This is a genomic window from uncultured Pseudophaeobacter sp. (assembly GCA_905479575.1).
Lineage (GTDB): Bacteria > Pseudomonadota > Alphaproteobacteria > Rhodobacterales > Rhodobacteraceae > Pseudophaeobacter.
In genome coordinates, this window is sequence record CAJQNB010000017.1 from 204,554 (window position 1) to 228,449 (window position 23,896).

A 23,896-nucleotide genomic window follows, 5' to 3' on the forward strand; every position below is an offset into this window, starting at 1 on the left:
GTCAAACAGACCTCTGCGGCACAGGTTCTGGGCAATCAGAAATTGTTTCAGGAGCATCAAAATGAGCGTTGCAGAATTGCGCCCCAATATGGACCATTGGCAGGAACGCGTGGACATGGCGGCAAGCTTTCGCTGGGTGGAGCGGCTTAATATGCACGAAGGTGTCGCCAATCATTTCAGCCTGGCGGTGAACGCAGAGGGCAGCCAGTTTTTGATGAATGCCAATCAGATGCATTTTGCCCGGATTACCGCATCAAACCTATTGCTGCTGGACTCCAATGATCCCGAAACCATGACCAAACCCGGTGCGCCGGATCCCACCGCATGGGGGCTGCATGGCTCGATCCATCGCCTCTGTCCGCAGGCGCGTTGCGTGATGCATGTGCATTCGATTTTTGCCACGGTTCTGGCCTCTTTGGCCGACAGCAGCCTGCCGCCGATTGATCAAAACACCGCCACCTTTTTCAACCGCTATGTCATCGACGATGGTTATGGCGGTTTGGCCTTTGAGGACGAAGGCGCGCGTTGTGCGGCGATGCTGACCGACCCCAAACAGAAGGTGATGATCATGGGCAACCACGGGGTGCTGGTGATCGGCTCTGACCCGGCGGATACCCTTAATAGGCTCTATTATTTTGAACGCGCCGCCGAGACCTATATTCGGGCCTTGCAGACCGGGCAGCCCCTGCGCCTGTTGTCGGATGAGATCGCCGAGAAAACCGCGCGCGAGCTGGAGGACTACCCCTCCCAGGCCGAGGCACACCTGCGCGAGATCAAACTGATCCTGGATGGTGAAGGCTCGACCTACGCCAGCTAAAGCCGGTTTGTCAGGCTATTGGTCTTGCCGCTGGTAAGGCCTCTGGCCAGGCCACTAGATCGTGTCACCCCGTGCTGTTGCGCATCTGGCGCGGGGGGACGCCAAATTCGGCGCGATAGGCGCGGGTCATGGCGCTGGGGTCTTCATAGCCGCTGCGCAGGGCGATCTCTGCGATGGACAAGTCAGTCTCTAATACAAGCTTTCGTGCCTGTATGAGGCGCAGATGTCGGTAGATCGCCTGCGGGGTGGCCCCCAGTTGTGCCTTCATGCGCTGTTCCAGATCTTTGCGGTTGCGGCCAATCTGGCGGGCGATTTCCATCACTGAAAGCGGAGCCTCGATATTGGCCTGCATCAGCGCCAGGGCCCTGGCGACAGAGCGGCTGCGCGCAGAGCCTATGGCGAGAGGGGCAGGCTCTGCCTCGGTGACTTCGGGGCTCATGAACAGGGCGGCGACCTCCAGCCGCAGGGCCTGACCGTGGGCCTGACCGATAAGATCCATCATCAGGTCAAAGGCCGCCAAGGCCCCGGTACAGGTGATGCGATTGCCGTCCTGCACATGGCGTAGGCGCTGGGCCTCGATCTGGGGGAAATCCTCGGCAAAGCCTGCCAGTTCCTCCCAGTGAATGGTGGCGCGGCGTCCATCAAGCAGGCCGGCTGCGGCCAAAAGCCAGGCCCCGGCATCAAAGCCTGCCATCACCTCGTAGCGACCTGCAGCCGCGCGCAAAGACTTTTTCGCGGCCTCTGTTGCCAGCGGGCGATAACGATACGAGGGCATGGCAATCAACATGTCGCCGCGACACTTGGCCAGCTGGTCATGGGGGTTCACCTCCATCCCGGCGGAGGAGGTGACAGGCGTACCTTCCAGGGTGAGAAACCGCCAGGCATAGATCTGCCGCCCCGCCAATGTATTGGCCGCGCGCAAAGGTTCGACTGTATTGGCAAGGCAATGGCCGGAAAAATCATCAAACAACAGCAAATCAACCTGCTGCGCTGCGGCGTCTTCTTTTACCCAACTCTGCATGATTTATTCCACCTCTGCATGAAGTAACCCTAGCTCGGCGCTAGACTGTTGGGCAAGTCAAAGAGAAGGATGCGCGCGATGCAGTTTGGCATGACAGAAGAGCAGGCAATGATCGTCGAGACGACTCGTGCCTTTGTGGAGAACGAGCTTTACCCCCACGAGCAGGAAGTCGAACGCTCTGGGCATCTGGACATGGATGTCATCAAGGACATCCAGGCAAAGGCGATGGCGGCAGGGCTTTATGCCGCAAATATGCCCGAAGAGGTGGGCGGCGCCGGGCTCGATACGCTCAGCTGGCTGATGTATGAAAAGGAGCTGGGCCGCGCCAACTATGCGCTGCACTGGACCGGGGTCGCGCGCCCGTCAAATATTCTACTGGCCGGCACCGAAGAGCAGAAAGAGAAGTACCTGTTCCCCTGCATGAAGGGCGAAAAATGGGATTGTCTTGCTATGACGGAGCCAGACGCGGGCTCTGACCTGCGCGGCATGAAGGCCACGGCGCGCAAAGATGGCGATGACTGGATCCTGAACGGCACCAAACATTTTATCAGCCACGCCGATATCGCGGATTTTGCCATCTGCTTTATGGCAACGGGTGTCGAAGACACCCCGCGCGGGCCAAAGAAAAAGATCACCGCCTTTTTTGTCGACAAGGGCACACCGGGATTTGCGGTGCGCGATGGCTACGGCAATGTTTCGCACCGGGGCTATACCAATGCTGTGTTGGAATTTGACGACTGTCGCCTGCCATCCTCGGCCATCCTGGGCGAGGTCGACAAGGGCTTTGACGTGGCCAACACCTGGCTGGGGGCGACCCGTTTGCAGGTGGCGGCAACCTGCCTGGGTAGGGCTGATCGCGCCTTGCAACACTCGGTTGAATATGCTGCTGAACGCAAACAATTTGGCCAGCAGATCGGCAAATTTCAGGGGGTCTCCTTTAAGTTGGCCGATATGGCGCTGGAGCTGAAGGCGGCAAATTTGCTGACCTGGGAAGCCGGTTGGAAATTTGATCAGGGCACGGTCACCGAGTCTGACATGTCGATGGCCAAGCTGAAAGCGACCGAAATGCTGGCCATGGTTGCGGATGAGGCAATCCAGATCCATGGCGGCATGGGCCTGATGGATGAGCTGCCGCTGGAACGCATTTGGCGTGATGCCCGGGTTGAGCGCATTTGGGAGGGGACGAGCGAGATCCAACGGCATATCATCAGCCGTGAAATGTTACGCGCCCACGGAGCCTGATGAACCATGCCAACGACCTCTCCTTTGAAGCCCAAGATCACCATCACCTATTGTATCGGCTGCAACTGGATGCTGCGCGCCGCCTGGATGGCGCAGGAACTCCTGTCGACCTTTCAGGATCAATTGGCAGCGGTGACCCTGGTGCCGGGGGAAGTCGGAGGCATCTTTGAGATCGCGCTCAATGAAGAGCTGATCTGGGAGCGTAAGCGCGACGGCGGATTTCCCGATGTGAAAGAGCTGAAGACCCGCGTACGCGACCGGATCAACCCGCAACAGGACCTTGGCCATCTGGACCGGGCCACAAGGGATGAATAAATCAAAATGAAGTCTCTAAACAGGCTGTTTAGGCCCAAAACCATCGCCGTTGTGGGCGGTGGAGCCTGGTGCCGTCTGGTGATTGAACAGTGTCAGAAGATGGGGTTCGACGGCGAGATCTGGCCGGTTCACCCCAAGGCAGAAGAGCTGGCAGGCCTGCCGGTCTATCGAGATGTTGCCAGTCTGCCGCAGGCGCCGGATGCTACCTTTGTCGGGGTAAACCGCTTTGCCACAATCGAGGTGGTGCGGGATCTGGCGGCGCGCGATGCGGGCGGTGCGGTGTGCTTTGCCTCTGGCTTCCTGGAGGCCCAGGCCGAGGATGCTGAGGGCGCAGATCTTCAGGCGCAGCTGTTGCAAGCGGCAGGTGAGATGCCTTTCCTCGGGCCCAATTGCTATGGCTTTATCAATTACCTGGATGGTGCCCTGTTGTGGCCGGACCAACACGGTGGAGCGCGGGTAGAGAGGGGCGTGGCTCTGATCACCCAAAGCTCCAACATTGCCATCAATCTGACCATGCAGACCCGGGGCCTGCCCATCGCCTATGTGGTGGCGGCGGGCAATCAGGCGCAATCCGGCATTGCCGCCATCGGAGAGGCGCTGCTGGACGATGATCGCGTCACCGCGCTGGGCCTGCATATCGAAGGCTTTGGCGATCTGCGCGCCTTTGAGGCACTGGCAGCCAAGGCGCGCGCCTTGGGCAAGCCAATTATCGCGCTTAAGGTGGGCAAATCCGATGAGGCACAGGCGGCGACCATTTCGCATACGGCCTCACTTGCGGGTGGTGATGCGGGGGCTCAGGCTTTGCTTTCGCGTCTGGGGATTGCGCGGCTTGACGATCTGCCAGCGTTTCTGGAAACGCTGAAACTGCTGCATGTGACAGGGCCATTGGCCAACAACCGGTTGGGATCAATCAGCTGTTCGGGGGGCGAGGCAAGCCTTGCTGCCGATACCGCGCATGATCTTCCGGTGGTGTTTCCGCCTTTGAATGACACCCAGACAGCCGACCTGCGTGCGGCCCTGGGGCCGATGGTGGCGCTGGCCAATCCGCTGGACTACCACACCTATATCTGGCGCGACACGCCGGCGATGACGCGGGCCTGGTCTGCGATGATGGATCCCTCCCTGGCGATGACCCTGCTGATCGTTGATTTTCCGCGCCCCGATCGCTGCTCTGCCAGTGACTGGGACTGTGCCATTGAGGCCGCCATCGGCGCGCGTCAGGCCACAGGGGCAAATGTTGCGCTGGTGGCCACCCTGCCGGAACTGTTGCCTGAGGCGGTCTCCGACCAGCTGATGGCAGCTGGCGTGGTGCCCTTTTGTGGGCTGCGCGAGGCCCTGGTGGCCTGTGCGGCCTCCGCTGCGCCAGAACCAGAAATCGCAGAGCCTGTGTTACTGGCGACCACCGTGGTAGAGCCTAGTCTGGTCTCTGAGGCGGAAGCCAAGTTTCGCTTGGCGCAGTATGGCCTGCGGGTTCCCAAATCCATCCGGGCCAAATCCCCCGGCATGGCGCGGGCGGCAGCGGCGGATATTGGCTATCCGGTGGTGCTGAAAGGCGAAGGGGTTGCCCATAAAACCGAAGCCGGGGCGGTGGTGCTGGGGTTAAATTGTGGCGGCGACGTCAGCGCGGCGGCAGCTGCGATGCCGACAGAGCGGTTCTTGGTTGAGGAAATGGTTGGCGGCACCGTGGCAGAACTGCTGATCGGGGTGGTGAAAGACCCGGCGCATGGCTTTGTTCTGACACTGGCGGCGGGCGGCACTTTGACTGAAATCCTGCAAGACAGGTGCTCGCTTTTGCTGCCCGCCAGCGACGCGGCAATTGATGCGGCCTTGGATGGCTTGAAAATCGCAAAACTACTGGCAGGCTATCGCGGCAAACCAGCCGCGGATCGCGGCGCTATTTTACGCGCGGTGCGATCGGTACAGGACTATGTGCTGGCCGAGGCCGAAGGTCTGGAAGAAATTGAAATCAACCCGCTGCTGTGTACGCCCGAGGATGCGGTGGCGGCAGATGCGCTGATGCGACGAAAGGATATGATGAGATGAGTGGACAGGACATGACGGATGGACCGGTAAAAACCCGGCGCGACGGCGCCATTCTGGAGGTCACGCTGGACCGGCCCAAGGCCAATGCCATTGATTTGGCAACCAGCAAGGTGATGGGAGAGGTGTTTCGCGATTTTCGCGATGATCCGGATTTGCGGGTGGCGATCCTGACGGGTGGCGGCGACAAGTTCTTTTGCCCCGGCTGGGACCTAAAGGCGGCGGCTGATGGTGATGCGGTCGATGGCGATTATGGTGTCGGCGGTTTTGGCGGCTTGCAAGAATTGCGCGACATGAACAAGCCAGTGATTGCTGCGGTGAACGGCATCGCCTGTGGCGGTGGGTTGGAGCTGGCCATTTCGGCCGATATGATCCTGGCCGCAGATCACGCAACATTTGCCCTGCCCGAAATCCGCTCAGGCACCGTGGCCGATGCGGCGTCGATCAAGCTGCCCAAACGCATTCCCTATCATATTGCCATGGAGCTTTTGCTCACCGGGCGCTGGTTTGACGCTGAAGAAGCCAACCGCTGGGGGCTGGTGAACGAGATTGTGCCCGGCGACCAGTTGATGGATCGCGCCTGGGAGCTGGCGCGCTTGCTCGCCTCTGGGCCGCCGCTGGTCTATGCGGCGATCAAAGAGGTGGTGCGCGACGCGGAAGATTGCAAATTCCAGGATGCGATGAACCATATCACCCAGCGCCAGTTGCGCGCGGTGGATGTGCTTTATTCCAGTGAGGATCAGCTGGAAGGTGCCCGTGCCTTTGCCGAGAAACGCGACCCGGTCTGGAAAGGCCGCTAAGTAACAGCGCTAAGAAGAGGCAGGGGGGAGCTCTCGCCCCTGCCGCAGCAGTCAAAGACTGCCGCTTTAGCGTTGACCCTATTCGGAGTGTGCAGGCCGCGCGCGCTACCGACCGGGCGCATACCCCATACATGTTGAAACGGGCCCGCTGGAGAGAGCAGGCCCGCTGAAGCATTTGGAATTTTCAGTCAGTTCCTAGACGTCCTGGCGCGAGATTTCCACGATCAATACATCATAGACGCCCTTGCCCAGCTCCCGTTGTGCGGCCTCGCGTAGGGCGGTGCGCAGCGGGTTGAGAACATCTGAGCGGGTAAAGGCACCACGAAAGCCGCCCATATTGGCATGATCAAACAGCACCTGCAGGAAGGCATCGCGCAGCTTGGGCTCATAGAGGTGGACCTTGTCACTCATGCCGGTTTTGACCTCAAGGCTGAGCGCGATGACCACAAGCGAGGACAGGTTTTCGCGCTCCACCACCGGGATAACAAACTGGTTGTCGATCTTGATGTATTCCCGGTTTGGATCCGGCCCCAGCCCATCTTCGCCAGCCTCTTGGGCGTGCTCAGCCTCTTCGCCATCAGCGTGATCAATGTCATCGCCCATGTCGCCTGCGGCCTGTTCCGCCTTGGGCTCTGGGGAAGGGGCCAGCATGATACCGGCTCCAATCCCAGCAGCAGTGCCGACAATCAGCAATATGACAGGAAGTAATTTAGCGATCATGTGTCACCTCAGAATGGTAGGATCGCGTCCAGCACTTGCTGGCCGTATCGCGGTTGTTGCACATCGGTGATCTGACCACGGCCACCATATGAGATCCGCGCCGAGGCGATTTTGTCATAGGTGATCTGGTTCTGACGGCTGATATCTTGGGGACGCACATAGCCCGAGACCAAAAGCTCACGCAGTTCGAAGTTGACCCGAACCTCCTGTTTGCCGCTGATGGCAAGCACCCCATTGGGCAGCACATCAACCACGGTTGCAGCAACACGCATTTCCAGCTTTTCGTTGCGCTTTACCGATCCGTTGCCCTTGGAGCTGCTGGCCCCGGTCAGATCAACGGCGTTTGCCATCGAGGCACCTTCGGGAAGTTTGCCATCAATGCGCTGCGGCAGGCCAAAGAGCTGCGGAACCCCCATGCTTTCTGCGCTAGAGCGCGAGCGGCTGGTGCCGTTGGAAATTTCGGCCTCTTCGTCGAATTCAATGACAACAGTCAGGATGTCGCCGCGGTTCACGGCACGACGATCCCCCAACAGCGAGTTTTGCGAGCCGCTCCACAAAGAAGCTCCATCCACCGCGCGCTGGTTCTGGACCTCTGTCGGTAGCCCCTGCCACAGCATGGCAACATGTTCCGGCGACTCGGTGGTTTCGGACAGGGTTGGTGGTTTGCCAAGATGATCCATGCGGCCACAGGCCCCCAGCAAGACCAGACCAGTCAGCGCAAGTTTGGTGGCAATTGATTTCGTGTTCATTATTTTACCTCTACTGACCCGTCTGCGTTTACACGCCCGGTCACGGTGCTCCGTGATGCCAAGTTCATAACCTTGATCCATTCCCCTTCGGATCCTCGTCCCAGGGCGCGGCCCTCTGCCATGATGGTCAGCCCATTGCGGCGAAAGGCGAGTGTGACAAGGTCGTTTCGGTCGACGATGGCGGGTGGGCCGATATCGCTGGGCCGCATGGGGCGACCAGGATAAAGCGGCACACGTGCTTCCATTCCCACCACTTCGTTTGCATCTGACAATGCCCCAGCCACATTGACCGGTTTGAAGGTCAGATCGGTGGCAAGGATGATCTCTTTGGCCCGAATGGTCCGTAGGGGCACCAGAATTTCGGCCCAGGCGGTCTGAGCTGTCAGGGCGATGAGAAGGGCGAGAATGTGTTTCATTAGCGGATCTGTGTCGTCGCAGACATCATCTGATCGACTGCAGAGATGACTTTGGAGTTCATTTCATAGCCACGCTGTGCCTCGATCAACTCGGTGACCTCGCGGACTGAATCGACAGAGCTGCCTTCGAGATAGCCCTGGCGGAAGGTGCCAAGTCCGTTTTCGCCGGCGGTTGACACATTTGGAGCGCCCGAGGCCTCGGTTTCGGAAAAGAGATTGCTACCAATGGCTTCCAGACCCTTGGGGTTGGTAAAGCTGGCAAGGTTGAACTGGCCCAGAAGCTGGCCTTCGGCGGTCTCTTCAAAATAGGCGTAAACTTCGCCGGAGCCATTGATCGAGATGCTGATTGCGTCGTCAGGAACGGTCACATCTGGGGCTACCGTATAGCCGTCAGAGGTGACAATCAGCCCCTCGGCCGAGCGTTTCAGCGAGCCATCGCGGGTATAGCCGCTTTGACCCGACGGCAGGGTGACTTCCAGGTAGCCCTTACCCTCGATGGCAACATCCAGGTCATTGCCTGTCTGCTCCGGGGCACCCTGTTGCAGATGCACGGAAATGGCGGCGGGACGAACACCCAGACCCACCTGAACACCGGTGGGCAGGATGGTCCCATCAGAGGCATTCACGGTGCCGGCACGGGTGACTTGCTGGTAGTGCAAATCGGCAAATTCGGCGCGGCGTGGATTGTAGGCCGTGGTGTTCATGTTGGCCAAGTTGTTCGCGATGGTTTCAACACGCAGCTGCTGCGCGCTCATACCTGTTGCGGCGATTTTTAGGGCACGCATGGGTGGTCTCCTATGACTTGATCAGTTTTTCAATGGCGTTGCGGATGCGCTGGTCTTCTGTTTCCAGAAAACTTTGGCCCATTTCATAGGCGCGCTGGATTTCAATCATTCGGCTCACCTGGGTGATGGCATTGACGTTGGATCCCTCCAGAAATCCCTGCACCACTTTGGCGGTTTCGGACTCTACAATTTCGCCCTCGGCGCGGAACATCACGCCATCCTCGCGCATCAAGGTGGTTTCTTCGTCTGGCTGGAACAGGCCAATCTGACCGACGGTATTGCCATCGGCGGTAATGGTGCCATCGGCCCCGACGTGAATGGATTCAGCGGTGCCCGGAATAAAGACCGGCGCGCGGCCTGCATCCAGAACCTTGTGGCCGTCCATGGTCACCAGATCGCCGGCCGCATTGGGAGAAAAAGCGCCTGAGCGGGTCAGCCGTTCCCCAAGCGGGGTTTCGATCATGAAATAGGCGTCGCCCTCGATTGCAAAATCAAAGGAGCCCCCGGTCTGGGTCAGCTGGCCCTGTTCCATGGAGGTGTTGAAAATATTCGCCCGCGCCATCGATAGGGATTGCTGGCCCGGAGAGGATTGGACAAATTCGGAAAAAATCAGCCCTTCAGAGCGGTAGCCCGTGGTGGCAGCGTTTGCGATGTTATTCGCCACCACACGCATTTCGCGCATCAAACCGGTCTGCCGGGAGAGGGTTGCGTAGCCTACGTTTCCCATCAAGAAACTCCTGCGATCAAAGGAATGATATGGCCGTTAAAAAAGGCCACGAGTGTTTGAGTCATGAACCCCATGGACATCCAGAACACGACGACAATCGCCGCCAGTTTGGGGACAAAGGTGAGGGTCATTTCCTGTACGGATGTCAGAGCCTGAAACAGACCAATGGCGAGACCGACGACCAGGGCCACCGCCAGGATCGGCGATGACATGGTGACCCCGGCCCAAAGAGCCTGTCGTAGGGTGTCGTAGAATTGGCCTTCGCTCATCATTGGCTTAGACCGGCATCCGCAGGATTTCTTGATAGGCTTCGACCACCTTGTTGCGCACGGTCACTGCGGTCTCAACCGCCAGCTCGGTCTGGGCCAGAGCCTGAACCAGCGCGTGGGGATCACCACCGCCAGTCATTGACTGAACGGCGGTCTGTTCACCAACCTGCATGGTGTTAGCAAAATTGGCAAAGCTTGAGCGCAGCTGATCGGTGGGGCTGGGGCCAGCAAATTCCGGGTCCGCTTTGGTGGCGGGACGGGCTGCGGCATAGCCTCCAGCGGCGGCAGTGATAGAGCGAATATCCATTCTGGATCTCCTCGGGTGTTAGATTATTTTCTCAGAAGGTCCATCAGCGAAGCTGACATTCCACGGGTTTGTTCGAACATTTTCAGGTTTGCGTCATAGCTGCGTTGCGCCTCGCGGGCGTCGGCGATCTCGATCATCAGATCTACGTTTGATCCCTCGTAGTGACCGCTTTCATCCGCCAGGGGATGCGAAGGGTCATAGACATTTTCCAGGTCACTGCGATCGAGGACGACGCGACCAGTCTTGACCCGTTCCACATCGTTCTCCAGGTCGCGCGCTGCCTCAAACGGCACGCTCTTGCGGCGATACCCAGGGGTGTCGGCGTTGGAGATGTTTTCAGAGACGTGACGCAACCGGGTGGCCTGTGCTTTCAGGCCGCTGGCAGTCACACTCAGGGAATTGGAAAATTCACTCATGGCTCATGTTCCCCTTTAGCGCCCCAAACTGGTGCGCAGAATGTTCATTGATGATTTATAGATGGCAAGCGCCCGGCTATGCTGGCGCTTGACCTCAACCCCATTAAGGATTTCGGTCTCAAGCGAGACGGAGTTGTCGTTGGGGTCGGCGCCGCTGGGCGACGTGGTCACGGCCCAATTCATGTTGGAGCCGTTGATGCCATTCAGATGCGAGCCGCGTGAGGCCACCATATCGCCCGGGCGCGGCCCGGCGGCATAGACCTCTTTAAAAGGTTTGATATCCTTGGCGTGATATCCAGGCGTATCCGCATTGGCGATGTTTTCCGCCACCAGCGCCTGACGCTTACCTGCGTGGCTGGCCATCGAATATGCAATTTTAAAAACGTTCAGTTCGGTGAACACCGGGGCTTCTCCCTCGATCAATTTCAATCAAGGCTTAACCCTGATTCCTTTAGAAATTGTTTCAGGAACTAGTTGGAGGCCTCAGGCCATGATTCCAGAGCTGAAAGCTTTGACCGAACAAATCGCCAGTAAGAAATTGGCAACTTCCATGGGGCGCGTCAGCGGAATTTCCGGGGGAGAAATCGAAATATCCGGCCTGGAACGCGAAGCGCGAATCGGCGATCGCCTGGTGCTTGTGCGGGGGCCGGGTGATGAATTGCACGGCGAAGTCCTGAAGATTAGTGATAGCAAAATCAGCATGTTACCTGATCGTGCGCCAGATCGCGTCGCAATGAACGATCGTGTGATGCTGCGCCCGGCGCCAGCATTTGCCCCGGGTGATAACTGGATCGGCCGAGTGATTGATCCCTTTGGCGAACCCCTGGATGGCAGGCCCATGCTGCGCGGAGAACAGGCGCGGGATCTGATGGCGCCGCCTCCAAAAGCGGCAGGACGGCGTCATATGGGGGCGCGTTTGGAGACCGGGCTGTCGGTGTTCAATACGATTCTCCCCATCGTACAGGGCCAGCGTATTGGTCTTTTTTCGGGCTCTGGTGTTGGTAAATCGACTTTGCTCGCAAAAATGGCGCAATTTATGCAGGCCGATGTCGTGGTCATGGCGCTGATTGGTGAACGTGGACGCGAAGTGAATCACTTTGTCGAAGAGGTTCTGGGGCCAGAAGGCATGAAACGGGCGGTTGTTGTGGCTGCCACCTCTGATCAGTCGGCGCTGGTGCGCCGTCGCAGTGCCTGGGCTGCTATGACCATCGCTGAACATTTCCGCGATCAGGGTAAAAACGTTCTGTTCATGGCCGACTCGGTGACGCGTTTTGCCGAGGCCCACCGGGAGATTTCCGCGGCTTCGGGCGAGGCCCCATCGTTGCGCGGCTACCCGCCCTCTGTGACGCCTCTGATCACCGGGCTCTGCGAACGGGCTGGTCCTGGCGCTGATGGCCAGGGTGACATCACGGCGGTGTTCAGCGTTCTGGTGGCGGGCTCTGACATGGATGAACCCATCGCGGATATCCTGCGTGGTGTTCTGGACGGGCATATCGTGCTGAACCGGGAGATCGCCGAGCGCGGACGGTTCCCGGCGGTTGATGTCTCGCGCTCGGTCTCGCGGAGTTTGCCAGCGGCGGCAACAGAAGAAGAGAACGCTGCCATTCTGGAGGTCCGCAAATTCCTTGGATCTTATGAGCAATCCGAAGTGATGATCCGCGCGGGCCTGTATTCCGAAGGCAATGATGCAGTTTTGGATCAGGCGGTGAAGATCTGGCCGGAACTGGATGCCTTCTTTGGCAAAGAAGATCCTAGCGGGATTTCCAACAGCTTTAACCGCCTGCAGCTGATGCTGCGCCGCGCCACCAGAGGCCGCTAGGGGCAGGTCCCTAGAGAGGGCTGATGTCGAAGGGCAAGAAGTTGAACAGCTTTTTGCCCTTTATGCGGGCGCAAAGCCCTGCATTATTGAGCGTCATGTCGGCCAAAACGGGCTGAAAACAGAAAGAAATGGCGGAAAAAGAAAAAAGGGCGTGTTCCAGTCTACCTGGATCGCCCTCAATTCAGTTTGACCTATCGGTTTCGGAGGCTTTGCTCAGGCTTGCAGCAGCGAAAGCGCCAGGGCTCCAGAGGATGCGGCGCCTGAGTAAGCGTTTAGTTCGGTCCGTGCCAGATAGGTATTGACCAGTTTTTCCAACTGTTCCGGATCCGAAAACATGGTGAGATCGTCAGACCCAAACCGTTTTTTTGCAGCGTCCTGCATGATGCCGACCTGTTGGTCGATATCAAGCTGTGCCAGATCACTTGGCAATCCAAGTGCGGTCTGCATCATGGTTTGAAGCTGCGGCTGACCAATGATGTTGAGCCATTGTCCGGTGATTGACAGTTCTTCGCCTTCGTCATCGAAGGTGACCAGATCCACCAGTTCCCGTTCAGCATAAAGAGCGATCTGCATGGAAACGTCCTGCTGCCCAACCGCGTCTTCAAAAGACTGCACCACATTTTTGTCGGCGACTTCCTGCATTTTGTAGGTCAGGCCGGTCACGGGAGCGAGGCCGGGGCCAAACTTGAATGCATTTGTGAAGTCGATCCAGCGGTCGTCGCCTAGCTTGTTGGCCAAGGCATCATCCGCTTCGCTCCCATCTTCAAGCACTTTCTGAATCATCGCCTTTGAATTGATCTCACTGGCGAGACCAAATGCATTCAAGGCCACTTCCAGCAGGCGATAGTCAGAAACCAGATCCTCTGCGGTTTTGACCTTTTTGATGTTTTCCATGAAGTACTCGTTGTCGCGCTCCAGGACCGGGTCCTTGTTGAAGTGCTCAAACTGGCGGTCGTAGGTAGACTGCAAAAAGGCCCAACCAGTCAATCCGGTCGAAGGGATGGTGGGTGCAAAGCTCATGACGGACGGATCGCCATCAAGCGTTCTTCCCGTGGCAGCAAAGTGCGCAGGGACTTCAGACACCTGTAATGATTGTCTTCCAACAGGGCTTCTGTTGCTTCGGCCAGGGCCGAGCGGCTATCGGCGTCGACAAAGACCTGGCTCAGCTCTTCGATCCGACGCAGCATAGGCAGGCGATCTTCTTCGGGGTCACTATCGCCGGTCAGAACCAGCTGCGCTGCATAGCACACGCGGCGGACAGGTGTATTGGCGTTTTCGGGATGGATGGCATCCCGTAGACGCAGGATATTGGCATCCGGGGTAACGATAGACAGACGGCTCCGTCGGTCACCATTTTCGATGACAGCACCATTTACCAAAACCCGCTCTTTAGGGGCAAGTTTAAGAACAAGTCCACTCATATTTAGGTTGCTCCGCTACGGAGGCCGCGCAGGACGGCCATGTTGACTTCAATCAGCGCTCTCACATTCGCTTTACGCGATAGGACCTTGCTGGTGTGTTGGCGGGTGAACTCGGCTAGGTAAAACAGATTCTCTTTAACATCTTGCGGCAATTGGTTCTCTTTTGCAGCAAGATCAACTGCGAAGATGGTCCACATCTTGCGATTTTTATGCAGTGCCTCGGCTAATACAGCAAAGCCTTCGGCGCCCTTCTTCGTACTAGCGGTCTTGTGGGCGGCAAGTAGGTTTTGGGTCGCACGAGCAACGATATCATACTCATAGTCTGTGGTTGTCTTGGTCGAGGCATTCGCCGCGGTATAGGCACTCTTCGCTTTCAGAAGTGCGTTCACGTGTTTTCCTAACGTATTATTTCTTCAGATTCTCTGAGAAGGGACCCAGGGCGTGAAAGACACGCCCTGGGTTAGGTCTTTTAACGGAACAGCTGCTGCAGAGTTTCCGGAGCCGAGTTGGCAATGGACAGCGCCTGAACACCAAGCTGCTGCTGTGTCTGCAGAGCTTTCAGTCGGGCGGATGCTTCTTCCATGTTGGTGTCGACAAGCGAACCAATGCCGGACTTCATGGCGTCGGTCACTTTGGTGACAAACTCGTTCTGACGCTCGATACGTGCAGCCGAGGCACCCAGAGCCGCAGCGCCATCAACGGCAGCCTGGATCAGGGCTTCGATGTCGTCAATCGAGGCTTCAGCAGTTGTTGAATCAGTCATGTCAACGGTGGTCAGGTCGAGGCCGGCTTCAAAATCAACCGACGCAACGGTGATGTTGGAGGCGGTCACAGCACCAGCTGCATCACGGTCCAGCGAAGACAGAACAGTGATGTCGCCACCGGCGGTGTTCAGCAGGTTAGCGCCGTTGAACTGAGACGCACCAATTACCGAAGTAATCTGGTTTTTCAGCTCATTTACGTCAGCTTCGAGTTTGCTGTTATCAACGTTTTCACCAGTTGCCGCAACAACTTTTTCCTTCATCTCTTTCAGAAGATCGGTGATCTGCTCAGCGCCCGCAGTTGCAACAGCAACAGTGGATTCACCCAGCGACAGCGAGTCGGATACCGCTTCAAAACCCGCAACGTCCGATTCCATAACTTTGGAAATCGCCCAGATGGCAGAGTTGTCTTTGGCAGCGCCGATTTCTTTACCAGTAGAGATCTGGTTCTGGGTGTCTGTCAGGTCGCTGTTGATGGAGGACAACGTCTGCAGAGCAACCATTGCGCCATTGTTTGTCAGAATGCTGGTCATAGCTTTATTCCTTTAGCGAGTGAGACACTTTGGTCTCAGTAGTTTTCCCTGCCCCGAAGGGCGTTTTGGCGTCTTTCTGACAATGCGTTCAGCCTGTCGGCTTTCGCGCCACCTCAGTCGTGAGATGCAAGGAGACATTGCCGCGAAAGGTGCTAAGGGAGTGCTAATGCCGAAATCTACAATCCGTAGAATTTTACTAAACCCTGGCGCGACTTAGCTCGCCTGGCTTAGCTGCGTTTCTCCAGACGTTGACCCGTTATGGTGCCATAGCTTTCCTTGCGCCCGGCGCGGTCATATACATCAAGTCCCTTTTTGACCCGGCGCAGCTCAGCCATACGTGTAGCGACACTGCGGATGCCTTCCATGGCACTGTTGAGCAGTTCCTGGTTTCGTGACACCTTTGTCTGCACCTGCGCGAGGTCCGCGCGTTCGAGTGTGCCGATCTCATTGAGCTGCGCGATGATTGTTTCTTTGCGGGTCAACAGTTCCTGGATCTGGTTCAGTTCACCGCGCACCAGGGCGCTGCGTTCCTGGTCCAGAATTTCGTCCAGCTCATCAATAAGGCTTTGAGGAGTCTGGTGGGTCAGTTGTGCGTTTAGATCAGTCATTCGAGGAATCCTTCATTGCGTGATACAGCGATTCGGCGAGGCCAATGCCGCCGGCTTCGGTAATTTGTTCGGCCTGGGCGCGGATCAGAAAACTGCTGAACTGATCTTCGCCCTCGCCGCCACCGCCAAGTCCTTCGCGGCTTTTTCCAAGCCCGGCAGATTTCAGCATTTCTGTAAGAAAAGAAGCTTCTAGCTGTTTTGCAGCATCGCGAATCGCAGCATCCTGTGATGCCGCCTGAAGCTTAGGCGGCGGTGGGGGCGCCGGATGAACTGTTGTTAGATTGGGCATTCTGCACCTCGTCTCTAGGTTTAATTCAGATTTGCTTGATTTTTTAGAGACTGCCCCAAGAGCGGTTAAAATTACCGTAACTCCTTTGGCCTAAAGCTGGGGATCTCGAGATAGAACGTCTGGAATCCTAATGCTTACAAATCTACTCTTTGGTCAGGTGCGCTCAGGCGCTGCAGACCCAGTTGGCGCCAAGGCGGCAGAAGGCCCGCAGCGGCAGCAAGCAAATCGCAGCTTTTCCGACCACCTGGACGATCGTGCCAGACAGCAAGAGACGAGATCGGCGGCGGAAAGAGATCGCTCGGTTCGGGCGGAGAAGGCAGAAGAGCAGCGGGAAGCAAAAGAGCGATCCAAAGCAGTTGACCAGAACGGCTCCAATGCCGGTAAATCAACTGCAGCTGAGAGCGCGGATGCACCTGACCCCAAAGACGGGGTGAAAACCGCCGAAACCGCTGTAGATTCGGACGCGATCGAAGGCAATATTCCCCAGCAAACTGAAGAATTTACCGAAGGCGCTGCTGCAGAGGGCTCTGAGGCTGATGCAACAGACGGTGACACTGAAGCTGAGACTGCAATGGTGGCTGGTGAAACAGAGAGCGCGGCGCAGGGGGCAGAGGTGCCGCCTTTGGGCCTGCGCCAAGACGCTGACCTGAAACCAACCACTGCAAGCGCCTCAGCAGATCCTGAGACGGCTGGAAAGACCGGCAAGACTGCACCTGTTGCCAATGCGCCTGTTACCAATGCAGCGGCCGCTATCGCGGGTGGTGAAGGCGATGATGTCACCGCGCAGGTGACACTGGCAGAGGCCGCTCCCGAATCGATGACTGAGGCTGTTGAGGGCGAGGCGGTAAATGTTAGCCGCACGTCTGCTCAGCCAGCCGCCGCCGGCCTGGCTGCTGCGACGACAGCACAGACATCGACTGCCGCACAGAAAAGCTCCACCCAGGCGGTAGCGGCACAGACCCAAAGCCCAGCCGATGCTGTGGACGCGGGTCAGGCTGCAAAACCGGACCAGGCGCAGAGTGATACGCCAGAGGTCGCATCCACAGTACTGGCCGGTGCCCGGTCTCAGGATGGCGCTCTTCGTCCAGGCGATTCGCGTACCACCACAGGCAAATCGACACCTATGCCACAAACCGCCGGGGCGAAGGAGGCCAAGGCCGCGCAGGTGGATGAGCCCGCCGCAGAGACCAAAGCCGAGACTTCGCAGCGGGAAACAACTGGAAAATCCGCGAGCTCCGGTGAGGTTCTGGCAGCCGTTGCGGGGCAAACCCGCACCGCAGCTCCCACTGAACCGGGCCGCCGCGCAGAAGGCCGCGCACGCGAATCACGTGAAGCGCAGGCCGTGGTTTCTGGAAATGCGAGTGCCACTCCAGCCACCAAACCGACAGCCGCAGCTGTGCAGATCAGCGCTGTTCAACAGGCCTTTACGGCCCAGATGCTTGCCGGGGATGCCGCAGCTAAGGGCGGGCAGAGTGCTGATTCGCCACTGCTGAGCTTTGAAACCCCGTCGAATTTGCCGGGCCTGTCACAGCTGCTGACCGAAGCCGTTTTTCAGCCCGGAACTGTGCATCGACCTGAAACCCCACGCCTGGTTGCGGCGCAGCTGGCCCAGGCTTTTGTTGCCAAGGGGGAGCGCAACGTTGATGTGGCGCTGAACCCAGAGGAACTGGGTCGGGTCAAGATGCGGGTCTCCACCAGCGAAACTGGCATTACCGTGGTCATCCAGACCGAGCGTGCTGAAACTGGCGACCTGATGCGCCGCCATATCAACGAGCTGGCGGATGAGTTCCGAAAAATGGGTTTTGAAACGGTTTCCTTCGAATTCAACGGTGGTGGCGCCTCGGGCGGTCACACCAGTAGCGAAGGCGATAGCAAATCCGGGCCGGGCGGATCCGGTACAACTGAAATGGACGACCTGTCTGCAACTGAGCTTGCAGAAAAACAGGTACAACATCTCCGGCTGGGAAATGCCGGCGTGGACATGAGGGTCTAACTGATGACAACCGAAGTTTCCGGCAACAACTATAACACCGCAACAACAAACAGTTCCGCCGCTGGTAGCGGTACCAACCTGACATCTGATTTTGACACCTTTATCAAGCTGTTGACGGCGCAGGCCAAATATCAGGATCCGACAGAGCCGATGGACAACACGGAATACGCCTCACAGCTTGCGGAATTCTCGATGGTTGAGCAGCAGGTTCTGACGAATGACAACCTTGGCTCGGCGCTGGAGCAGTTGGGACTGGGCAATATGGCGGCGCTGACCGGCTGGGTGGGCATGCAAGTGCGCGCAGCCACGGCGGCGAGTTTTGATGGCGTCAACTCGGTCAATGTGTCGCCCAACCCCGCAGCTGCGGCGGATGAGGTCACGCTGGTGGTGCGAAATGCCGATGGTGACGAGGTCAACCGCATTGAGCTGCCGGTGAGCGCGGAGCCCTATGATTGGGATGGAACCGATTTCAGCGGTGATATGGCCCCGGCCGGGGACTATACCTTTATCGTTGAGAGCTCGGTGGATGGTGAGGTTGTCCTGTCAGAGATGGCGGAAGTTTACACCACCGTTCAGGAAACCCAACTGGCAGGCAGTGATGTGGTCTTGATCAACGAGACCGGGTTTGCGATTCTGGCAACCTCTGTGACCGCGTTGCGGGATCCAAGCGCAGAAACACCTGCGCCAGAAGAGGCTTGATTCAGCGGGCGTCGCGAGGTCTAGAGAGGGTGCCCTGCGGTTAAACGGGGCACCGACCGGAGTATGATGCCCTGCAAGGCCTGGATATAGATTTTGACCAGCGGTTTTTTCGATCGCTCACGGCGCAGGGGCTAGATGTCTCTGCGCCCTTGCCGTTGCAGGGGGGGCGCTCTAACCGGGTCTGGCGCTGTGGCGACAGGGTGGTAAAGCTCTATCAGCGTCAGCATGACAATCCGCTGTTTGCCAATGATCCCGCTCGGGAAGCCGCCGCGCTTGTGGCTCTTGCCGGAACTGGCATGGTGCCTGTCCTGTTGGGGGCGGGGCGCTTTGAAGGCCATGACTGGCTGATCTATGGTCATATCACCGGAGCGCCCTGGCAGCGCGACAGCGGCCATGCTGCCCAGCTTTTGGGTCGGTTGCATGACCAACCTGAATTCAGCGGCTTGCCGCGCGGCGTCAATGGCAGCGCCGCGCTGGAGGCGCAGGGGGATGCGATTCTCAACCGGTGCACCGCAGACCCCGATCGTGTGGCAGAGCTGCGGGCACTGCGCCCCATCGGTCAGGTGCCACCTTTGCCGCTGCTGTCGCTGATCCACGGGGATCCGGTGCCGGGAAACCTATTGGCGCATGATGGCACGCTGACCCTGATCGACTGGCAATGCCCGCAAATGGGCGACCCAAGCGAGGATCTGGCGCTGTTTTTGTCACCAGCCATGCAGGTGCTGTACCGGGGCGCTGCGCTGTCACCGGCTGAAGAGGAGGCCTTTCTTGCGGCCTATCCTGATACCGGGGTCGTGGGGCGCTACCTGTCGTTAAAGCCTTGGTTTCACTGGCGTATGGCGGCGTATTGCCTGTGGCGCTGCGCGGATGGAAACCCGGTGGACCAGCACGCGTTTGAGCTGGAACGGGCGGCCATGGATCAATCCTGCATTCCCAACAGAGCATAGGCTGGTGGCATGACGATGCGGCGGGCGCGGCCAAAGGGAAACCGGGCCATGCCCTGCATAACCGGCGAATAGGGCAGATCAGGCGCGCGGCCCTGTACCAGATCCGCCAGCAACCGCCCGGCATAACTGCCCATGGCGACGCCATTACCGTGATAGCACAGCCCCGCAAACATCCCCGGAGTATCGGGAACCGGCCCAACAAAGGGCACAAGGTTGCGCGACATGCAGACCATCCCGGACCAGAAATGGGTGCCTTCTACGCCACGCCAGGCCGGAAACATGGTCTCAAAATGCTTGCGCAGAAGTCGGCGAATAGAGGCCTCTGCACGGGGCGAGGCAAACAGCCCGCCGCGCATACCAAACAGGAACCTACGGTCCGGCATCAGGCGGAAATAGTGCAGCAGGTTGCGGGTGTCATAGGCCATCTGATCGCTGAACCAACCCTGTGCCTGCAACTCGTCATCCGTCAAAGGGCGGGTGACCATGACGCTTGATTGCGCGGGCAGATACCGACCTGACAGCCATTTTGGCAGACCGTCCCAAGAGTAGCCATTGGTGGCAATGATCACTTGTTTGGCGCGAACTTGCCCACCAGGGGTGGTTAGGAGATGCCCGTCGGACGCGGCGGTCAGGCGGGTTACGGGGCTGTTTTGGAAAAGACTGGCACCTGCGTTTTCAGCGGCGCGGGCAATGCCAAACAGATACTTGCGCGGGTTGAGGCCAAACCCAACAGGTGCTGTCAGGGCGCCAAAGAAGGTTCCGTTCAGACCCTGATCTGCGAGCGCGTCTTGTTCCAGAAGATGCGCGGTGCCGCCCGCCGCGGTGATTTCCTCGGCTTCGCGACGCAGGGCGGCCATGGCGCGCGGGCTGTGCGCCATCCGGGTTTCCCCCTTGGAATGGGTGTCTGCGGCGATCTCGTGGCGGTCCAGCAGGCCGCGTACCAGATCAATGGCGGCCAGCTCTGCCTCCATATAGGTTCTGGTGGCTTCATCGCCGAACTTGCGCTGCATGGCGCTGCCCGACAGCATGGTACCGCCCAGGCAACAAAAGCCGCCGTTGCGCCCGGAGGCGCCCCAGCCGGGGGTTTCCGCCTCCAGTACGGCCACGCGGGTGCCACTTTCTGCCAGATGCAGCGCAGCTGACATTCCGGTAAAGCCACCACCGATGACTGCCACGTCAACCTGCATCTCTCCGGCCTGCTGAGGCCAGAGAGGGGCGGCTATGGTCTCATCCCACCAGCAATTTTCGCGGGGGCCGGGACCATAGGCATAGGCGGAAAAGATTCGCCGCATCAGCTGCGCTCCGCGGCATTTTCATCGCGTTTTTGCCGCACGATCTGGCGTTTGTTCACCAGCGAGGCGGTAAGGACGCCAATGGTGACAATCGCGATCATCAGGGTCGAAAGCGCATTGATTTCAGGAGACACCCCAAGGCGCACCGCCGAGTAGATCTTGATCGGCAGGGTTGTGGCCGCAGGTCCCGAGGTGAAGGAGGCGATAACCAGATCGTCCAGCGACAGGGTAAAGGCCAGGAGCCAGCCCGACACCACCGCAGGCGCGATAATTGGCAGGGTGACCAAGCGAAAGGCCTCGGCGGGGGAACAGCCCAGATCCAGCGCGGCCTCTTCCAGCGACCTGTCAAAGGTCACCAGCCGTGAAGAGACCACCACTGAGACATAGCACATGGAAAATGTCGTATGGGCCAGCACGATGGTCAGCACACCGCGATCCAACCCAATGCCGATGAACAGCAAAAGCAGCGATAGGCCGGTGATGACTTCGGGCATCACCAGGGGGGCGTAGATCATCCCTGAAAACAGGGTACGCCCCATAAACCGTCCGCCACGCACCAGAACATAGGCGGCCATGGTGCCCAGAACCGTTGCGATTGTTGACGAGACCACCGCGACTTTGATCGTCACCCATGCGGCGTTGAGAAAGGCCTCGTTCTGCATCAGCTCGCCGTACCATTTGGTCGAGAACCCCGCCCAGACGGTGACCAGTTTGCTTTCGTTGAAACTGTAGATCACCAGAATCAGCATCGGCACATAGAGGAAGGCAAAGCCAAGCGTCAGCGAGACCGTATTGAACCAACTCATGCGTTTCATTGTTCGGCCTCCTGCTGTTTTTGCTGATTGCGCTGGAACAGCACGATGGGAATGATCAAGAGCAGCAACAGCACAACTGCCACTGCAGATGCCACGGGCCAGTCGCGGTTGGAGAAGAACTCTTCCCACAGGACCTTACCGATCATCAGCGTGTCAGATCCGCCCAGCAGCGATGGAATGACGAATTCGCCCAGCACCGGGATGAAGACCAGAAAACAGCCGGCGATGATGCCGTTTTTCGACAGCGGAATGGTCACCAACCAAAAGGCCGACAAGCGCGAGCAGCCCAGATCCTCGGCGGCTTCAATCAGCGATTCGTCCAGCCGTTCAAGGGCGGCATAGATTGGCAGGATCATAAAGGGCAGATAGGTGTAAACGATACCGATATAGACGGCGGTATTGGTGTTGAGGATGGTGAGCGGTTCGGAAATCACCCCGGTCCACAGCAAGAACTGATTGAGAAAGCCTTCGTTCGACAGGATACCCATCCAAGCATAAACCCGGATCAGGAAGCTGGTCCAGAACGGCAGAATCACCAACATCATCAAGGTTGCACGCCATTCTTCGGGCGCGCGTGCCATGGCATAGGCCATCGGATAGCCAACCAAGAGCGTCAGCGTGGTCGAGATCAGGGCGATCTTTAGCGAGCTGAGATAGGCTTTCCAATACAGATCATCCTGGGTCAACCAGGCGAAGTTTTCAAAATCCAGCTCGGAGAGGAAGGCCCAGATGCCGGTCGCCCAATCAAAATGAGGCGTATAGGGCGGACGGGCCAGGGCCACATCGGAAAGCGAGATCTTAAACACGATGACAAAGGGCACCAAAAACAGCGCCAAGAGCCAGAGATACGGGACAGCGATCAGGGTAAAGCGGCGCATTATTCAGCCAACAGAACGCCTGCCGTGGCGGTCCAGGACAGCCAGACAGTGTCTTCCCAAGTGAAAGCACGACGTGAAATGCGGCGGGTGTTGGCGCTTTGCGCCTTGATCACCGCGCCAGAAGGCAGTTCGACATGATAGGTGGAGATATTGCCGAGATACGCGATATCGAGGATCTTTCCCTCCACCGCATTATCGACATCATTGGGTTTGTCAGAAGTAATGGTGACTTTCTCTGGGCGTATCGCCAGATGACAGGGCTGACCGTCGGAGAAAGGGTTTGGCGATTTGACATTCAGGGGCGCTTGCCCGTCCTTCCAGGCAATTGAATAGCTGTCTTCGCCATTTGGGGTGGCGGTCCCGCCGATGATGTTCACCTCGCCGATGAAATCAGCAACATAGACCGAATTGGGCGTTTCATAGATACGGTCCGGGGTCGCGACCTGGATGATCCTGCCGTTGTCCATTACCGCGACGCGGCTGGCGACGGTCATCGCCTCTTCCTGGTCATGGGTCACAATGACAAAGGTGGTGCCGGTCTTTTCCTGAATATCCATCAGCTCAAACTGGGTGTCCTGACGCAGCTTTTTGTCTAACGCACCCAGGGGTTCATCCAGCAGCAGAAGTTTGGGCTTTTTGGCAAGTGAGCGTGCCAGAGCAACCCGCTGACGCTGACCACCCGATATTTGGTGCGGCTTGCGGCTGGCAAATTTCTCCAGCCGGGTCAGGCGCAGCATTTCGTCCACTCGGTTGCTGATCTCGGGCTTGGCCATGCCTTCGCGCTTCAGGCCAAAGGCGATGTTTTCCCAGATGCTCAGATGCGGGAACAGCGCGTAGGACTGAAACATCATATTGGTGGCGCGCTTGTTCGGAGGCACTGGCGCCATGTCTTGACCGGCCAGAAAGATCTTTCCCTCAGAGGGGGTTTCAAACCCGGCAAGCATCCGCATCATGGTGGTCTTGCCGCAGCCCGATGGGCCCAAAAGCGCAAAGAACTCTTTCTCATAGATGCCGATGGTCAGGTCGTCGATCGCCGTGAAATCACCAAATCGTTTTGTGACGTTCTGGAACTGGATCAAAGGCTTGGCCTCTGGATCGTTCCAGGGTTCGAATACAGGAATGGTCAAGCTGCGTCCCCCGCAATTTCTGAAAACGCGGGCTGCAAGCTGCGCAATCAGAGGTTTGTCGCAATTAGGCAAAGGCAGGGCGCGCTGGGC

General features: G+C 58.2%; 29 protein-coding genes. 9 read left to right on the top strand and 20 right to left on the bottom strand.

Annotation, left to right across the window (positions count from 1 at the left end; genetic code table 11):
• Positions 1-61: 61 nt before the first annotated feature.
• Positions 62-817, top strand: coding sequence for a class II aldolase and adducin N-terminal domain-containing protein (locus QZ268_RS06270; RefSeq protein WP_295449721.1), 756 nt, complete (start codon positions 62-64; stop codon positions 815-817).
• Between the two features lie 64 nt (positions 818-881).
• Here QZ268_RS06270 and QZ268_RS06275 read toward each other — a convergent pair whose 3' ends face one another.
• On the bottom strand, positions 882-1,838 hold the full coding sequence (locus QZ268_RS06275) for a helix-turn-helix domain-containing protein (protein ID WP_295449730.1): 957 nt from the start codon (positions 1,836-1,838) through the stop codon (positions 882-884).
• 78 nt (positions 1,839-1,916) lie between these two features.
• Here QZ268_RS06275 and QZ268_RS06280 point away from each other — a divergent pair, with 78 nt between their 5' ends.
• From QZ268_RS06280 to QZ268_RS06295, 4 genes are read left to right on the top strand one after another with little or no spacing between them, the layout of a single operon-like run.
• Positions 1,917-3,080 (top strand): acyl-CoA dehydrogenase family protein, encoded by a 1,164-nt coding sequence (locus QZ268_RS06280; protein ID WP_295449759.1) that lies wholly within the window; start codon positions 1,917-1,919, stop codon positions 3,078-3,080.
• Positions 3,081-3,086: 6 nt separating this feature from the next.
• Positions 3,087-3,395, top strand: coding sequence for a SelT/SelW/SelH family protein (locus QZ268_RS06285; protein ID WP_295449762.1), 309 nt, complete (start codon positions 3,087-3,089; stop codon positions 3,393-3,395).
• 6 nt (positions 3,396-3,401) lie between these two features.
• Positions 3,402-5,438 carry an acetate--CoA ligase family protein gene (locus tag QZ268_RS06290; protein WP_295449766.1) on the top strand — a complete coding sequence of 679 codons (2,037 nt, stop codon included), beginning with the start codon at positions 3,402-3,404 and terminating at the stop codon, positions 5,436-5,438.
• 11 nt (positions 5,439-5,449) lie between these two features.
• The gene (locus tag QZ268_RS06295) at positions 5,450-6,235 is read left to right on the top strand and encodes a carnitinyl-CoA dehydratase (RefSeq protein WP_295449981.1); all 786 of its coding nucleotides are present in this window, start codon (positions 5,450-5,452) and stop codon (positions 6,233-6,235) included.
• Between the two features lie 195 nt (positions 6,236-6,430).
• Here the strand turns inward: QZ268_RS06295 and QZ268_RS06300 are convergent, their stop codons facing one another.
• Genes QZ268_RS06300 through QZ268_RS06340 form a run of 9 tightly spaced genes read right to left on the bottom strand, consistent with a single transcriptional unit; the run spans position 6,431 to position 11,026 of the window.
• The gene (locus tag QZ268_RS06300; protein WP_295449771.1) at positions 6,431-6,955 is read right to left on the bottom strand and encodes a flagellar basal body-associated protein FliL; all 525 of its coding nucleotides are present in this window, start codon (positions 6,953-6,955) and stop codon (positions 6,431-6,433) included.
• A gap of 8 nt (positions 6,956-6,963) precedes the next feature.
• A complete protein-coding gene (flgH, locus tag QZ268_RS06305; RefSeq protein WP_295449774.1) occupies positions 6,964-7,704 on the bottom strand; it encodes a flagellar basal body L-ring protein FlgH in 741 nt (246 codons plus the stop codon).
• Positions 7,704-8,120: a flagellar basal body P-ring formation chaperone FlgA gene (gene flgA, locus QZ268_RS06310; protein ID WP_295449777.1), complete on the bottom strand. Its 417-nt coding sequence runs from the start codon at positions 8,118-8,120 to the stop codon at positions 7,704-7,706. The genes flgH and flgA overlap by 1 nt, the downstream gene beginning before the upstream one ends.
• Positions 8,120-8,905, bottom strand: coding sequence for a flagellar basal-body rod protein FlgG (flgG, locus tag QZ268_RS06315; protein WP_295449780.1), 786 nt, complete (start codon positions 8,903-8,905; stop codon positions 8,120-8,122). The genes flgA and flgG overlap by 1 nt, the downstream gene beginning before the upstream one ends.
• 10 nt (positions 8,906-8,915) lie before the next feature.
• Positions 8,916-9,632: a flagellar hook-basal body complex protein gene (locus QZ268_RS06320; RefSeq protein ID WP_295449783.1), complete on the bottom strand. Its 717-nt coding sequence runs from the start codon at positions 9,630-9,632 to the stop codon at positions 8,916-8,918.
• Positions 9,632-9,904: a flagellar biosynthetic protein FliQ gene (locus QZ268_RS06325; protein ID WP_295449786.1), complete on the bottom strand. Its 273-nt coding sequence runs from the start codon at positions 9,902-9,904 to the stop codon at positions 9,632-9,634. The genes QZ268_RS06320 and QZ268_RS06325 overlap by 1 nt, the downstream gene beginning before the upstream one ends.
• Before the next feature lie 4 nt (positions 9,905-9,908).
• Entirely contained in the window at positions 9,909-10,208 is a 300-nt protein-coding gene (gene fliE, locus QZ268_RS06330; protein WP_295449789.1) for a flagellar hook-basal body complex protein FliE, read from the bottom strand.
• 23 nt (positions 10,209-10,231) lie between these two features.
• A complete protein-coding gene (gene flgC / locus QZ268_RS06335) occupies positions 10,232-10,624 on the bottom strand; it encodes a flagellar basal body rod protein FlgC (protein ID WP_009810217.1) in 393 nt (130 codons plus the stop codon).
• Between the two features lie 15 nt (positions 10,625-10,639).
• Positions 10,640-11,026 carry a FlgB family protein gene (locus tag QZ268_RS06340; RefSeq protein ID WP_295449984.1) on the bottom strand — a complete coding sequence of 129 codons (387 nt, stop codon included), beginning with the start codon at positions 11,024-11,026 and terminating at the stop codon, positions 10,640-10,642.
• 88 nt (positions 11,027-11,114) lie between these two features.
• On the opposite strand from QZ268_RS06340, the gene QZ268_RS06345 reads away from it, so the two are divergent.
• Positions 11,115-12,443: a FliI/YscN family ATPase gene (locus QZ268_RS06345; protein ID WP_295449794.1), complete on the top strand. Its 1,329-nt coding sequence runs from the start codon at positions 11,115-11,117 to the stop codon at positions 12,441-12,443.
• A gap of 213 nt (positions 12,444-12,656) precedes the next feature.
• Here the strand turns inward: QZ268_RS06345 and QZ268_RS06350 are convergent, their stop codons facing one another.
• The 6 genes from QZ268_RS06350 to QZ268_RS06375 all read right to left on the bottom strand — a co-directional run bounded on the left by QZ268_RS06350 (position 12,657) and on the right by QZ268_RS06375 (position 16,055).
• Positions 12,657-13,463 (bottom strand): DUF1217 domain-containing protein, encoded by an 807-nt coding sequence (locus QZ268_RS06350; protein WP_295449797.1) that lies wholly within the window; start codon positions 13,461-13,463, stop codon positions 12,657-12,659.
• Positions 13,460-13,864 (bottom strand): flagellar biosynthesis repressor FlbT, encoded by a 405-nt coding sequence (gene flbT, locus QZ268_RS06355; RefSeq protein ID WP_295449800.1) that lies wholly within the window; start codon positions 13,862-13,864, stop codon positions 13,460-13,462. The genes QZ268_RS06350 and flbT overlap by 4 nt, the downstream gene beginning before the upstream one ends.
• A gap of 2 nt (positions 13,865-13,866) precedes the next feature.
• On the bottom strand, positions 13,867-14,253 hold the full coding sequence (gene flaF / locus QZ268_RS06360) for a flagellar biosynthesis regulator FlaF (RefSeq protein ID WP_295449804.1): 387 nt from the start codon (positions 14,251-14,253) through the stop codon (positions 13,867-13,869).
• An 80-nt stretch (positions 14,254-14,333) separates the two neighbouring features.
• Entirely contained in the window at positions 14,334-15,158 is an 825-nt protein-coding gene (locus QZ268_RS06365) for a flagellin (protein ID WP_295449807.1), read from the bottom strand.
• Positions 15,159-15,385: 227 nt separating this feature from the next.
• Positions 15,386-15,766 (bottom strand): flagellar biosynthesis protein FlgN, encoded by a 381-nt coding sequence (locus QZ268_RS06370; protein WP_295449810.1) that lies wholly within the window; start codon positions 15,764-15,766, stop codon positions 15,386-15,388.
• Positions 15,759-16,055, bottom strand: a complete 297-nt coding sequence (locus QZ268_RS06375; RefSeq protein WP_295449813.1) for a rod-binding protein — start codon at positions 16,053-16,055, stop codon at positions 15,759-15,761. The genes QZ268_RS06370 and QZ268_RS06375 overlap by 8 nt, the downstream gene beginning before the upstream one ends.
• Positions 16,056-16,185: 130 nt before the next feature.
• Between QZ268_RS06375 and QZ268_RS06380 the strand changes: the two genes are divergently transcribed.
• The 3 genes from QZ268_RS06380 to QZ268_RS06390 all read left to right on the top strand — a co-directional run bounded on the left by QZ268_RS06380 (position 16,186) and on the right by QZ268_RS06390 (position 19,694).
• Positions 16,186-18,048: a flagellar hook-length control protein FliK gene (locus QZ268_RS06380; protein WP_295449816.1), complete on the top strand. Its 1,863-nt coding sequence runs from the start codon at positions 16,186-16,188 to the stop codon at positions 18,046-18,048.
• A 3-nt stretch (positions 18,049-18,051) separates the two neighbouring features.
• Positions 18,052-18,747, top strand: a complete 696-nt coding sequence (locus tag QZ268_RS06385) for a flagellar hook capping FlgD N-terminal domain-containing protein (protein ID WP_295449819.1) — start codon at positions 18,052-18,054, stop codon at positions 18,745-18,747.
• 155 nt (positions 18,748-18,902) lie between these two features.
• A complete protein-coding gene (locus QZ268_RS06390) occupies positions 18,903-19,694 on the top strand; it encodes an aminoglycoside phosphotransferase family protein (protein WP_295449987.1) in 792 nt (263 codons plus the stop codon).
• Here the strand turns inward: QZ268_RS06390 and QZ268_RS06395 are convergent.
• The 4 genes from QZ268_RS06395 to QZ268_RS06410 are packed head-to-tail and all read right to left on the bottom strand — an operon-like array spanning position 19,667 to position 23,806.
• Entirely contained in the window at positions 19,667-20,986 is a 1,320-nt protein-coding gene (locus tag QZ268_RS06395) for an FAD-dependent oxidoreductase (protein ID WP_295449822.1), read from the bottom strand. The two genes, QZ268_RS06390 and QZ268_RS06395, sit on opposite strands and share 28 nt — an antisense overlap.
• On the bottom strand, positions 20,986-21,801 hold the full coding sequence (locus tag QZ268_RS06400) for an ABC transporter permease subunit (RefSeq protein ID WP_295449825.1): 816 nt from the start codon (positions 21,799-21,801) through the stop codon (positions 20,986-20,988). The genes QZ268_RS06395 and QZ268_RS06400 overlap by 1 nt, the downstream gene beginning before the upstream one ends.
• Positions 21,798-22,679, bottom strand: coding sequence for an ABC transporter permease subunit (locus QZ268_RS06405; protein WP_295449828.1), 882 nt, complete (start codon positions 22,677-22,679; stop codon positions 21,798-21,800). Before QZ268_RS06405 ends, QZ268_RS06400 begins: the two co-directional genes overlap by 4 nt.
• Complete coding sequence (locus QZ268_RS06410; protein ID WP_295449831.1) at positions 22,679-23,806, bottom strand: ABC transporter ATP-binding protein; 1,128 nt, start codon at positions 23,804-23,806, stop codon at positions 22,679-22,681. The genes QZ268_RS06405 and QZ268_RS06410 overlap by 1 nt, the downstream gene beginning before the upstream one ends.
• Positions 23,807-23,896: the final 90 nt, after the last annotated feature.